Annotated in this window: 13 protein-coding genes and 1 riboswitch; of the genes, 7 read left to right on the top strand and 6 right to left on the bottom strand. The window is 43.4% G+C overall.

What is annotated here, in order from left to right; all coding sequences use genetic code 11:
* Nucleotides 1-56: 56 nt before the first annotated feature.
* From CUU66_RS08585 to CUU66_RS08575, 3 genes are all read left to right on the top strand, one after another.
* Nucleotides 57-719 carry a DNA alkylation repair protein gene (locus CUU66_RS08585; protein WP_101641271.1) on the top strand — a complete coding sequence of 221 codons (663 nt, stop codon included), beginning with the start codon at nt 57-59 and terminating at the stop codon, nt 717-719.
* 82 nt (nt 720-801) lie between these two features.
* Nucleotides 802-1662: a Cof-type HAD-IIB family hydrolase gene (locus CUU66_RS08580; protein ID WP_101641270.1), complete on the top strand. Its 861-nt coding sequence runs from the start codon at nt 802-804 to the stop codon at nt 1660-1662.
* 44 nt (nt 1663-1706) lie between these two features.
* Nucleotides 1707-2798 (top strand): PQQ-dependent sugar dehydrogenase, encoded by a 1092-nt coding sequence (locus tag CUU66_RS08575; protein WP_101641269.1) that lies wholly within the window; start codon nt 1707-1709, stop codon nt 2796-2798.
* 1031 nt (nt 2799-3829) lie between these two features.
* Here CUU66_RS08575 and lipA read toward each other — a convergent pair.
* The 5 genes from lipA to pdxK form a co-directional block, all read right to left on the bottom strand.
* On the bottom strand, nt 3830-4741 hold the full coding sequence (lipA, locus tag CUU66_RS08560; RefSeq protein WP_101641267.1) for a lipoyl synthase: 912 nt from the start codon (nt 4739-4741) through the stop codon (nt 3830-3832).
* Between the two features lie 14 nt (nt 4742-4755).
* Nucleotides 4756-5580 carry a lipoate--protein ligase family protein gene (locus CUU66_RS08555; protein WP_101641266.1) on the bottom strand — a complete coding sequence of 275 codons (825 nt, stop codon included), beginning with the start codon at nt 5578-5580 and terminating at the stop codon, nt 4756-4758.
* A gap of 165 nt (nt 5581-5745) precedes the next feature.
* A riboswitch (TPP riboswitch) is annotated at nt 5746-5848 on the bottom strand.
* Nucleotides 5849-5961: 113 nt separating this feature from the next.
* Nucleotides 5962-6654 (bottom strand): bacillithiol biosynthesis deacetylase BshB2, encoded by a 693-nt coding sequence (bshB2, locus tag CUU66_RS08550; RefSeq protein WP_101641265.1) that lies wholly within the window; start codon nt 6652-6654, stop codon nt 5962-5964.
* A 14-nt stretch (nt 6655-6668) separates the two neighbouring features.
* The gene (locus CUU66_RS08545) at nt 6669-7016 is read right to left on the bottom strand and encodes a YojF family protein (protein ID WP_101641264.1); all 348 of its coding nucleotides are present in this window, start codon (nt 7014-7016) and stop codon (nt 6669-6671) included.
* Nucleotides 7017-7256: 240 nt separating this feature from the next.
* Nucleotides 7257-8096: a pyridoxine/pyridoxal/pyridoxamine kinase gene (pdxK, locus tag CUU66_RS08540; protein ID WP_101641263.1), complete on the bottom strand. Its 840-nt coding sequence runs from the start codon at nt 8094-8096 to the stop codon at nt 7257-7259.
* Nucleotides 8097-8393: 297 nt separating this feature from the next.
* Between pdxK and CUU66_RS08535 the strand changes: the two genes are divergently transcribed.
* From CUU66_RS08535 to CUU66_RS08520, 4 genes are all read left to right on the top strand, one after another.
* Nucleotides 8394-8858, top strand: coding sequence for a molybdenum cofactor biosynthesis protein MoaE (locus CUU66_RS08535; RefSeq protein WP_101641262.1), 465 nt, complete (start codon nt 8394-8396; stop codon nt 8856-8858).
* Nucleotides 8851-9084 carry a molybdopterin converting factor subunit 1 gene (gene moaD / locus CUU66_RS08530; RefSeq protein WP_101641261.1) on the top strand — a complete coding sequence of 78 codons (234 nt, stop codon included), beginning with the start codon at nt 8851-8853 and terminating at the stop codon, nt 9082-9084. The genes CUU66_RS08535 and moaD overlap by 8 nt, the downstream gene beginning before the upstream one ends.
* Before the next feature lie 29 nt (nt 9085-9113).
* Entirely contained in the window at nt 9114-10133 is a 1020-nt protein-coding gene (locus CUU66_RS08525; protein ID WP_101641260.1) for a MoeB/ThiF family adenylyltransferase, read from the top strand.
* A 231-nt stretch (nt 10134-10364) separates the two neighbouring features.
* The gene (locus CUU66_RS08520; protein WP_101641259.1) at nt 10365-11177 is read left to right on the top strand and encodes a CPBP family intramembrane glutamic endopeptidase; all 813 of its coding nucleotides are present in this window, start codon (nt 10365-10367) and stop codon (nt 11175-11177) included.
* A 50-nt stretch (nt 11178-11227) separates the two neighbouring features.
* On the opposite strand, the gene CUU66_RS08515 is transcribed toward CUU66_RS08520, so the two are convergent.
* Nucleotides 11228-12460 (bottom strand): aminopeptidase, encoded by a 1233-nt coding sequence (locus CUU66_RS08515; protein WP_101641258.1) that lies wholly within the window; start codon nt 12458-12460, stop codon nt 11228-11230.
* Nucleotides 12461-12703 lie beyond the last annotated feature (243 nt).

Below are 12703 nucleotides of genomic sequence, written 5' to 3'. Positions count from 1 at the left end.
GGAAATAATATCCTATAAAATAAAACTAGCTATTAATAACGAAGGAGATTCAAAATATGGAGTTGGCTCAAAATCTGTACAAGTTAATGAAGGAGCATGCGAACGAAGAGAATCGTGTTCCTATGGAAAACTATATGAAAAATCAGTTTCCCTTCTTTGGAATAAAGTCCCCGGAACGCAAGAAGCTGGTTTCCGTTTTTTTTAAAGAAGCGGGTGTATTTAAGGAGCCTTTTTCACATCAGCTGGTCAGGGAGTTATGGAGCTTCCCCCAAAGGGAGATGCAGTATGCCGCGCTGGATTACTGCGGCAAATTTATCAAGAAGTTTGCTAAGGAGGACATCACATTTTTTAAAGAGCTTCTGATCAGCAAGTCCTGGTGGGATACGGTGGATTCCATTGCTCCGCCGATCATAGGAGCCATTGCAATGAGGTTCCCGGAAACAGCTGAGGAATATATGGAGGGCTGGGCAGTTCATGAGAACATGTGGCTGCGGCGGACGGCTATTTTATTTCAGCTGAAGTATAAGAATAATACAGATGTAGAAAGACTATATCGATACATATGTTTAAATGCGGACAGCAAGGAGTTTTTTATCCAAAAAGCGATCGGCTGGGCACTGCGGGAATATTCTAAGACAGATCCAGCTTCAGTCAGAAAGTTTATCGAAAGCACTGATTTGGCTAAACTTAGTGTTCGCGAAGGCAGTAAATATATTTAACAAGCACATCCCTTCTGTATCAGACCAGGTTTGATAGAATGGGAAGGTGGTAAAAAGAAGAAGCAAAGAAAGTTGGTGCATTATGGTTAAAAGTATTGCCATCGATATGGATGGAACATTAGTCAATAAAAAACAAAGCGTAAGCAAAGAAAATAAAGAGGCTATAGAAAAAGCCATCTCGCAGGGAATAGAAGTCATCATCGCTACAGGAAGGTCCTTCGAGGAAGCCAGGTATGCGCTTGATGAGGTGGATATCAAGACGCCTATAATAGGAATAAATGGAGCAGTTGTGATTGACACAGAGGGCAAAGTGGTCGAAGCCAATACGATGAGCTATGAGGCGGTGACACAGGCTGCGCATATCTTGAGCCAGCATGATCTATATTATGAGATTTATACAAATCAAGGGACTTACACGCAGGATAAAGATAAATCCATTGCCTTGCTTGTGGATATTTTCTTAACGTCCAATCCGGGTGCAGATCCACTGGTCGTTACGGAAGAGGCACGAAAGCGGTTCGAGGTGAGCCAGATTAAAATAGTGGACAGCTATCAAAGGCTGTTTGAAAAGCCAGAGATCGAGTATTACAAATTTCTGGTATTCTCAGTTGATTTTAAAAAGTTAGGGGAAGCTGCTTCTGAATTGAAAAAGCTAGGCACTCTTGCTGTTACCTCCTCTGGACGCGATAACCTGGAGATCAATGCTCTGGATGCACAAAAAGGTGTAGCTCTAGAAAAATACCTGACAAAACGCGGGATCTCGATGTCGGATGCTATGGCAATTGGGGATAATTATAATGATGTTTCCATGTTTGAAAGAGTAGGAAGAGCAGTTGCAATGGGAAATGCCCCTGCAGACATTCAAAGAATTTGCCACTTTGTGACGGACACCAACAATGAAAATGGTGTGGCAAAGGCCATATTGAAGGTTTTAGAAGATTAATTCAGCATAGATTTCCCTTTGACGTTATAAAAAGGAGATCAATTATGAAACGATTGTTTTTGGCTGCAGCCGGCGGATTGTTATTTTTAATTGCTTCAGGATGTTCAGGGGATTCAGGAAACCAACAGCCTGCTAAGGAACCGCGCAAGCCTGCAGAAACGGTTAATAGGCCTGCTGCAAACGCTGAAAAGGCAGCTGAGAGGTTAAGCATACCCTGGTCCATCGAAAAAACAGGGAATACCTTCTACATATCAGAACGGACGGGTACAATTGCTAAAGTAGAAAATGGAAGAACCACGAGGCAGAAGGTCACGATCACGGCACCGCTATCCACTAAGCCGGAATCGGGCCTCCTTGGATTTGTTCTTGCCCCTGATTTTAATACAACAAAGCGGGCCTTCGCTTATTATTCCTATGACAAAAGCGGAACGACCCTTAATCGAGTAGTGATTCTTACGCTGAAGGGGAATCAATGGAACGAAGAGAGAATTTTAATCGATAACATTCCAAGCGGTAATTTCCATCACGGAGGAAGGCTTGAAATCGGTCCCGGCCAAAAGCTCTATATCACTACAGGTGAAGGGTATGTGACGGAAAGGGCGCAGGATCTGAATTCCCTGGGCGGCAAGATACTGCGGATGAATCTGGATGGATCGATACCTGCTGACAATCCATTTAGAGGATCTTATGTCTATTCTTCTGGCCACCGTAATCCCCAGGGGCTTGCCTGGACGGAGAAAGGGGTGCTTTATAGTACAGAGCACGGTCAGTCGGCACATGATGAAATAAACCTGATTAAGCCCGGCAAAAATTATGGGTGGCCGCTTATCGAAGGGAATCGGAAGCGGCAGGGATTGGAGACTCCGGTTTTCCACACGGGGAACGACACATGGGCTCCATCCGGAACAGCCATTTACAAGGGAAAGATATATATAGCATCTCTAAGGGGAGAGGCAGTCAAAGTGTTTGATCCTGAAACAGGGCAAGCTGATGATTTTATCACTGGTTATGGAAGGATAAGAGATGTCCGGATAGAGGGTGGCATTCTTTATTTTGTAACGAATAACACAGACGGCAGAGGAACCCCGAGAAAGGAAGACGATCAGCTGTACCGAGTTTTTTTAGACAGGATATAAAAATTTTTTAGTGCAGGTATACACTTGCTTGAATCTGGTCAAAATAGGAACATGATTGTTTTTCCATAATATCCCCTTTTTAATCCACCCTGTTGGGTGGATTTTTTTTATACAAATATATGCCGGTCACAGGTTAGCCCAATTCCGAAGTGAGCGGGTCAGAGGAAAGTTCTTCTGCGGGTGATGCAGGAATGGGGAAGAGGTTCTATCCATTATCTAGAAAAGTACCCCCTTGATAAAAACTGCTTTATATTTTATATGTATTGTTTCATGAAAAATTAAAATGATTTTATGTGCGAAATGTATCCCCTGAATATACATCCCCCGGAAGAAAGGTTATTTTGTCAGTTTTTTAAAGATAAAGAGTACGGAGTTTGGGCAGCTGAAGGACAAAGGGTGCGCTTAAGGCACCGGCAGATTTGGAGCGCAAGGCATGCTCGCTTTCCGCGGGGCGGGCGGTGAGCCTCCTCGGCTTCGCCTGCGGGGTCTCACCTGTCCCGCTGCTCCCGCAGGAGTCTCGCACCTTATGCTCCAATCGACCTGACTGAACAATAGAGTGACGAGTGACGTAACAATTAAAAAGCAATATTCTTTTAGAAAAGAGAGCCTTTATTTATTGAAAAACTGCCATTTTTTGCGTCTAATAAATAAATTTTGGTATATTTTATAGAAATCTTGGCTGTCATCTGTTAGGAACATGCATTTTAAAGAGGTTTTTACTAAATCTCACGCGCGTAGTTTGATGAAGCATGGTTTATGCTTACCTTTAGGGGAAATATGCTTATGTTCAGAAGGTTTATGCTTTGGTTTATAGGTTTTATGCTTATAGTTTCTGCCTTTATGCTGATCTGTCAAAATTCAATGCTTATGCAGGCTGCTTTATGCTTATCCCGCTTCATTTATGCGTATCCCAAGCGGAATATGCTTATTGCTGATACAGATCTTTATCTAACCGCAAACACTCGTTAGGCACAAAGAAAAAGAACCGCCGAGAAAGCCTCGGCGGCCTAAGCAGATCGAATCATCTCATGTTATACTTCTTGTACTTCAGCCTGCATTTGGCGGTCTTTTGCTGCTGCATTTACCTGCTCATCTGCATGGTAGGAAGAACGGACAAGAGGTCCTGCTTCACAATGGCTGAATCCTTTGGATAATGCAATGGCTTTTAATTCAGCAAATTCATCCGGGTGGTAGTAGCGTTCTACCTTCAGATGCTTCTTAGTCGGCTGCAGGTACTGGCCGATCGTGATGATATCCACATCATGTGCCCGAAGATCATCCATAGCCTCAATAATCTCTTCTTTTGTTTCTCCAAGTCCAACCATAATGCTGGATTTAGTTGGTGTTTTTGGGCTTAGTTCTTTCACTCGCTTGAGAAGGCTGAGTGAACGGTCATACGTAGCCACGGCACGGACGCGTTTCGTCAAGCGTCGTACGGTTTCGATATTATGATTGAAAATATCCGGCTTTGCATCCATCAGAGTCATGATGCTTTCATCATCGCCCTTCATGTCTGAAGGAAGTACTTCGATGGTACAGAAAGGATTTCTTCGGCGGATTGCACGGACAGTTTCAGCAAAAACGGCTGCGCCTCCATCTTTTAAATCATCCCGGGCAACGGCTGTGATAACTGTATGCTTCAATCCCATTGTTTCAACGGATTCAGCCACGCGTTCCGGCTCCTGCCAATCAAGCTCTGTCGGCAGTCCCGTTTTTACGGCACAGAAACGGCACGCCCTTGTACAAATATCTCCAAGGATCATAAAAGTCGCTGTTTTTCTTACAGCCCAGCACTCATGGATGTTTGGGCATCTAGCTTCTTCACAGACCGTATGTAATTTTTTCTCGCGCATCATTTTCTTAAGGCCATTATATTCTTTGTTCGTGTTTAATTTAATCTTCAGCCATTCTGGTTTCCTGAGATGTTCCTGATTATTAGCCATTTACTAATGCTCCTTTATCGCGAATAATTCCATTCGTCAGATAGATATTTTTCTTCGATGTTTTTAACTTCAGCCAGTTGTTCCGGAGTGAGCTTATAGGGCTCAAGTATGATGTCCAATCCTTTTTGAAACCCTTTATAAAAAGCGTCCTTTACTTCTTTCATATCGCTCTGCTTTCCGGTAAGTTCATTGATGGATGCGGCTTTGCCCTGAAACGCTTTACGGGCTCTTTCTTTGACACGTTCATTCGCATAAATAAAGCAGTCAAATAAGATTTCCTCATCGATTTCCAGCGGAATGGAACCATGCTGAAGAATGACGCCTTTCTGGCGGCATTGCGAGCTTCCCGCTGATTTCCTTCCGCCAGCGATCAATTCATACCAGGACGACTCATCAAAACAGACAGCAGAATTGGTTTTGCCAATGATCTTGCCTTTGTCTGGAACCGCTAGTTCTGCATCAATTCCTAATTCTCTGAATCCTTCAAGCAGACCCTGGGAAATCACACGGTATGCCTCCGTCACTGTTTTAGGCATTTTCGGATGCTGTTCTCCGACAATTACACTGTATGTAAGTTCTTGGTCGTGGAGGACAGCTCTTCCTCCTGTCATCCTTCTCACCAGCTGAAATCCTTTGTTATGTACAGCTTCCACATCAATCCTTCCATGAACCTTTTGAAAGTAACCGACAGACATACCGGGGGGATTCCATTCGTAAAACCGGATCACTGGTGGAATAAGGCCTTTGCTGTGCCAATTAAGCAAGGCTTCATCTAACGCCATGTTAAAAGATGGAGTGTTCACTCCTGAGTCTATAAATAACCAAGTTTCCTTTTCCAATGCTACAACCTCTTTCACGTAAAAAAGACAGTAATGGAGAACTCACTATCCCTAAGTTTACCGCTCCTGCATCTTGAACGCTCTCAAAAAGCAGGAAGGGACGCAAAAAAACCGCTCCTTAAAAAAGGAGCGGGGAAATACAAAAAAACAGCTAAAAAAGCCTGATATATTCCGGCTCCACTTTCCTACGCTGGGGTTACCCATATCAGGTTCAAAGGGATTAAGTCTACATCCTTATCTCAGCCAGAAGGCACCCCTAGTGGAATATTTTATAATCGACCTAAGGTTAAGATATTTTCTGAGCACTGTCAACCATTAACTTAGGGAACAGGTTGTTTTAGTCCAGGAAATTTGACAGTTATTCCATCATGTACCTGTCATCTAAACCTTCTGATTTTCTTCTGGCCACTGATACGTCCAGAACCGCTCATTGTGAATCCAGGCAAGGAGCTCGGGATCCTGCGTTTCTAGTTTATCGCCCCAGGCTGCGACCATATATTGTGTTTGCGAGCGGTGAGCCATAATGGCGGCAATTTTCTGTTTTTCCACTGATTTTACGTTATATCGGATATCTGCTTCACCAAGTTCTTCGACACAGTTGTTGGAAAAAGCCACACAATGCAGCTTAGGCCTCTTATCCTTTGGGATGCGGCCGACTGCACGTACAACGGCACGGCCTGTTGCTTCATGGTCAGGATGTACACTGTAGCCGGGATAGAAAGTGATGATCAGCGAAGGATTCAACTCTTGAATCATGGCATACATAAGATCCGCCAGCTTTTCATCATCTTCGAATTCGATTGTTTTATCACGGAGTCCAAGCATCCGCAAGTCCTGTATCCCAAGAGCCGAAGCTGCATCCTTAAGTTCCTGTCTGCGGATGATCGGGAGGGACTCTCTCGTGGCAAAAGGGGGATTCCCCAGGTTTCGGCCCATTTCACCAAGTGTCAGGCATGCATACGTAACAGGAGTTCCATTATTTACATGGGAAGCAATGGTGCCGGAAACTCCGAAGGCCTCATCATCCGGATGAGGAAATATGACTAGTACTTGTCTTTCTTTTTCAAATGTCAACGTGTTCCTCTCCTTTATTCAAATGGTGTTTTGCTGATTTGAAGGGCAACAGCAAGCTTCCCGGCCGGATCAAGCCCAGCCATCAAGAGACGCCCTTTGGCATCTTGTTCATAGTGGGTTAAGCCTTCTGCATACACCCAGCCTATTGAAAGCTTAAGGCCGACCCTGTAAGGTCCCATACCGACAATCTTGCCAAGCTCATACTGAAGAAATGCATTCCTGATATAAGCGCCCACTGAAAAAAAGGACTCATCAAAATGTGTAGCATAGGCCCCGTTTGTTGTTTCCAGATGCAGATATACATCTTCATTAGCATAAGAATTGATCAGAGCCTGCACATCAGCCTGAATAATAGGTTCCATACAAATACCTCCTCGAACTACTGCGAAATTCATAACATATTCTAGGCTGTCTGCCTTATCATCCATAAGTAATAGTATTTCGAACAATTCCTTATCTTACTATCTTACTAAAAATTATAAAAGAAAGCGAAAGATGCATTCTGTAAAATTTCTCTTAGTCTGAGTCGTTTGGATAGGTAATTGTATAAAAAAGAACCGGTCTGCACCGGTTCCTTTCAAATATATATTCAGCCTGATGGATTAGTTAGTAAGCTGTTCTGCTTCTAAACGTCCAGCGCCAAAACGGCGGTATGCTCCATGCATAGTCGGGCCTACATACTCATTCAGCTTCCATGAGTGGCGGATTGCTTCAGTGATAAACTCTTTTGCAGTCAGCACAGCTTCACGGACATCTTTGCCTTTTGCAAGTTCAGCTGTGATAGCAGCTGAATAGGTGCAGCCAGCGCCGTGAGTATACGCAGTGTCAATCCGTTCAGATTCAAGCTCAGTGAATTCTTTTCCATCGTACAGCAGGTCAATGGCTTTTTCATGCTGCAGTTTGCTGCCGCCTTTTATAAGTACATACTTAGCGCCAGATTCATGGATCTTTACAGCAGCCTGCTTCATGTCTTCAACCGTCTTGATCGGGCTTGTCCCTGCTAACTGAGCAGCCTCAAAAAGGTTTGGTGTTGCCACAAGAGCTCTAGGAACCAGGATATCTCGCAAAGCTACAGCCGTTTCCGGATGAAGAACTTCATCTTCACCTTTGCAGACCATAACAGGATCGATAACCACGTTGGTTAATTTATTCTCATCTATAATTTTAGCTGCCAGCTCAATAATTTCTACAGAACCGAGCATGCCAGTTTTCATTGCATCAATCCCGGTAGAAAGAACGGTATCTAACTGAGTTTCAATTGTGCTTAATTCAATAGGGAACACATTATGATGCCAATGGTTCTTGGGGTCCATTGTGACGATGGTTGTCAATGCCGTCATCCCATAAACGCCCAGCTCCTGCATCGTTTTAAGGTCAGCCTGGATGCCAGCGCCGCCGCTTGTATCGGAACCTGCTAAAGTTAATGCTTTTTTCATACTCATAGGTAAATAACCCCCTTAAGGCCTGTAAAATTTGCTGCTGCTTGTTTAGTATCCCTAATTAACGGTAAATAGACAATAAAAGTTAATAATCCGACTTTCCTTTAAGGATATAACATATTCTGTGTTAGAACAAGAATTTGATATGGGATTAAGATGTCAGCAGGAGACTTGGTTTACGAAATTGCAATAATGTTGAGATAATTTATTATACCTATTATCCTGTTACTATAAGACTCCTTAAAGCTGCACTTATTTTTACCGTATGACCAAAAAATATTTTATCAAAGGAAAACGGCCATGAATTATGAAATTACTAGAAATGCAATTGATGTACAAGAAGTAATTGATAAAGTCATATCACGCAATGCCGGGGCAGTGACCACCTTTATCGGGACAGTTCGCGAACTGACTTATGGAAAGAAAACACTATATTTATTCTACGAAGCCTACGAAGCAATGGCGGTTAAGAAGCTCGAACAAATAGGAAGAGAAATTCAAGAACGCTGGCCGGATAGTTTAACAGCGATAACTCATAGAGTTGGAAAGCTCGATATCACAGATGTCGCTGTCGTGATAGCCGTGTCCACCCCGCATCGGGATGATGCCTATCAGGCGAATCGTTATGCGATTGAACGCATTAAAGAAATAGTCCCTATATGGAAAAAAGAGATGTGGGAAGATGGAGAGGAATGGATCGGGAACCAGAAAGAAACGGTAGCTTACCCTAAAGGAAAACCAGAGGAGAAGGACTTACATGATTAAAGTATTGTTTTTTGCTCATTTAAAAGATGTTATCGGCTCTGAATCTGTCACGCTTGAAATGGGCGGAGAAAACATCATCAGCTTAAAAAAACGAATCTCAGATCAATACAGGATAGACTCCCTTCATACAGTGATGGTGGCAGTTAATGAAGAATTTGCAGATGACAGTACGATTCTGTCTGACGGCGATATCGTTGCATTCATCCCTCCGGTGAGCGGAGGATAAAGAGAGAAAGATAAGCAGGGAGGCAGAGCATGTCAGAGAGATATTCCAGACAAATTCTCTTTTCAGGGATAGGTGAGAAGGGGCAGCATACATTAGGTGAAAAGCATGTCCTCCTGATCGGTGCGGGTGCACTGGGCTCTGCTAATGCTGAGCTCCTTGTCAGGGCAGGCGTCGGAAAATTAACGATTGTCGATCGGGATTATGTGGAAGAAAGCAATTTACAGCGGCAGCAGCTTTATACAGAAAAAGATGTAGAGCAAAAGCTGCCAAAAGCTGCAGCGGCTAAAAAACATCTCGAAGAAATCAATTCAGATACGGAAGTAAAGGTTCATGTTATCGATGCAACGGCCCAAAGCCTTCAACCGCTGGTGCCTGATGTGGATTTAATCATGGATGCAACCGATAACTTTGAAACAAGGCTCATCCTTAATGATTTGTCCCACAAATATAACATCCCCTGGATTTTTGGGGCCTGTGTCGGCAGCTTTGGAATGAGCTATACCATCATCCCGGGGAAAACACCGTGTTTAAACTGCCTTCTCCGAACAATTCCGCTTCAGGGCATGACCTGTGAGACATCAGGAATAATTGGGCCGGCGGTTCAAATGACTGTAGCCTATCAATCGGCCGAAGCTCTTAAAATCCTGACCGAGAATAGGGGAGCGCTCAGGGAGACCTTTGTCAGCTTCGATTTATGGAGTGGTCAATTTCAGAGCATCAAAACGGGGCGGTCGAAGAAAGAAGACTGCTTAACCTGCGGAACTGCCGCATCCTACCCGTTTCTCCAGCCGGAAAACAGCACAAAAACAGCGGTGCTCTGCGGAAGGGAAACGGTACAGGTCAGGCCGCCAAACCCGGTTGACCTAGAGCTTGAAAGGCTTGGCAGAGATTTTTCTGCCATGGGCTATGAAGTAAAAGCAAATCCCTATCTTGTTTCTGCTCAGAAAGATGCTGAACGGATTGTCGTTTTTAAGGATGGCAGGGCATTAGTGCATGGAACAAAGGATATTGTCCATGCGAAGTCCGTTTACCAGAGGCTTATGGGGTAGCGGGCGGCTTTTAGGTTCAGACGGATATAAAGAAATCTGTCTTTTTTTTAGGCTGGGTTAGAATTTGCTGTTCATTTATACCCTGGGTTGTTTGGGAACGGATAAGCGGGACTGCCGCGGGAAAGGCGGGAGGCACAGCGAAAATCAGCAGGAGAATTCCACGGGATCTTACAAAAAGAGGTAAAAGGATACCCCTGTCGAATGTTATATTCAAAGGGGGATTTTTTTATCTTGCGGAAACACACCGTACAATTTATATTGAATTATTTCATTTTTGCTTCTTATTTTTATGTATTGCCCATTCTAATTCAGATGAACGATATTCTTCGCTTCGTTCATTTAGTGATGTTCTTTCCATTAGCCTTTTTTTTAACGAAAAAATGGAGTGGAAAGGGATTGGATTCCTACGGGATTGTATTCTTTCAAGGCTGGCAAAGAAATTTAATGCTTGGATTCCTGATAGGGGCAGCAGGGTGGGCTCTATTATTTTTTTTGAGGATAGTCCTGGGGGACTATCACATAACTGGGATAAAATCTGGTGTTGAAGCTGCCCCGATTCTTGTAGTGGTGTTTGTCGGATACGGGCTGGGTTCTATCATTAATGATGTGATTGTCAGGGGGCTGGTCTTCCACTTTTATAGGAATAGACTGTCCTTTAAGGCATTAATGCTGTTATCCGTCGTAGTCTATGCGGCTGATGATAGCTGGAATGAAGGATTTAGCATATCCAATACCTTTTTTTCAGTGGCACTGGGATTCAGCCTTGCTTATGCGTTTTATAAAACACATTCAATATGGGCTGATACAGGGATCCACTTAGGGTTGAATGTAATTTATGGGTTATTTTATGGAGTTTCTGGGAACCGTGGAGACGGAATATTTTTGTTTCAAGTACACTCTTCTTCCAATTTGTTACTGGGATCCTGGCTCTCAACGATTACAGCCGCTTTGATATTTTTGGCATTATATCTTTTCATCCACTCATTTCGTATACCTTCAAAAATAGAACCGCTTACCAATCGTATTGAAAAGAGTGCAATCTAAATCAAAAGGCCGTGCAAGGTTAAACCATTGTACGGCCTCTTACATATTTCTTAAAAAGCCCAGTTTCCATTGCGGAATACAGGCTCAGTCTTGCCATCCGCCGTTTCTCCATCAATATCAAGTTCAGCAGAACCGATCATGAAATCCACGTGAGAAAGGCTGTAATTAGCCCCAGCTTCAGCTAGCTCTTCCTGGCTCATAGCTGTTCCGCCTTCTAATGTCATTGGATAAGCGCTGCCTACAGCAAGGTGGCAGGATGCATTTTCATCAAATAGAGTGTTATAGAAAATGATATTTGTATTCGAAATCGGTGAATCGTGAGGAACAAGTGCTACTTCTCCAAGGAAAGCAGCGCCTTCATCGATATCAAGCATTTTCTTAAGTGTCTCTTCTCCAGTTTCTGCTGTAAATTCGACAGCTTTGCCATCTTTAAAGGTCAGGGAGAAGTTGTTAATGGTCGTGCCATTATAATTTAACGGCTTTGTGCTTCTGACGACTCCGTTTACTCCGTCCTTTTTAGGCATTGTAAATACTTCCTCTGTAGGAATGTTAGGTGTATATTCCACACCTTTTGTATTCTCAAGAGAACCGCCCACCCATTTATGGCCCTCTGGCAATTCAATCGTTAAGTCTGTTCCAGGCCCTTTATAGTAAAGCTTTTTATATTTCTTTGTATTCAAGTAATCAAGCTTCTGATGAAGGTTGCTGCCGTGTTCTTTCCAAGCTTGAACTGGATCTTCCTCAAGGATGCGGGTTGCCGAGAAAATGGCATTCCATAGCTTCTCCACAGCTTCCTCTTCAGAAAGCTCCGGATAGACCTTTTGAGCCCATTCCGGCGCTGGAGTAGAAATAAGGTTCCAGCTTACATCGCCCTTCATCATGGTGTTCTTAAAGTTTTCCAATGCTGATGCGTTTGCCTTATTTCTTATGGCCATCCGTTCAGGATCAACACCTGTGAATGCATCAGGATTTGGAGAATATATCTGTAAAAACGCAGCACCCAGCTGCTGATATTCTTCCATTAATTTTACGGAATGCTCAGGTACAAATTTTAAAGCTTCAACCGGGGCATCTTCTGTTTTAATTCTCGTGAAGGCTTCATCTCCCCATTCAATAAACACATTGCCTGCACCTGCTGCAAAAGCTCTTTTTGCCAGCACACGCGCAAAATCTGCCGCGCTGATTGGTGATTGAATAACTAAAGGCTGCCCAGGCTGAACATTAACCCCGATTTTTAATGCAACATCTGCATATTTTTCAAATAAAGCAGCTTTATCTGTCATATGAAGTCCCCCTAAGAAAATATTACTATTATCTAAATATTCTATCATAGCTAAATAAAAGGGTCATAATTTTTTGTTTTTTACTCGGTCTTCTCGTCAGGCGGGCCAATGATATCGATGCGCCTGGCAGTCGTGACGGGAGGGGCATGAATTGCTTTCTCTAATTGGCTGATTGAATTGTCCATCTCATGCTCGTATGTATACCTTCTTTAACAAAACGCCTTATTTGGGTTCTCCATAACA

Source organism: Peribacillus deserti, assembly GCF_002863585.1.
GTDB lineage: Bacteria > Bacillota > Bacilli > Bacillales > DSM-1321 > Paraperibacillus > Paraperibacillus deserti_A.
The sequence above is the reverse complement of the archived record's forward strand: the minus strand, read 5'-3'. Positions and strand labels throughout refer to the sequence as shown.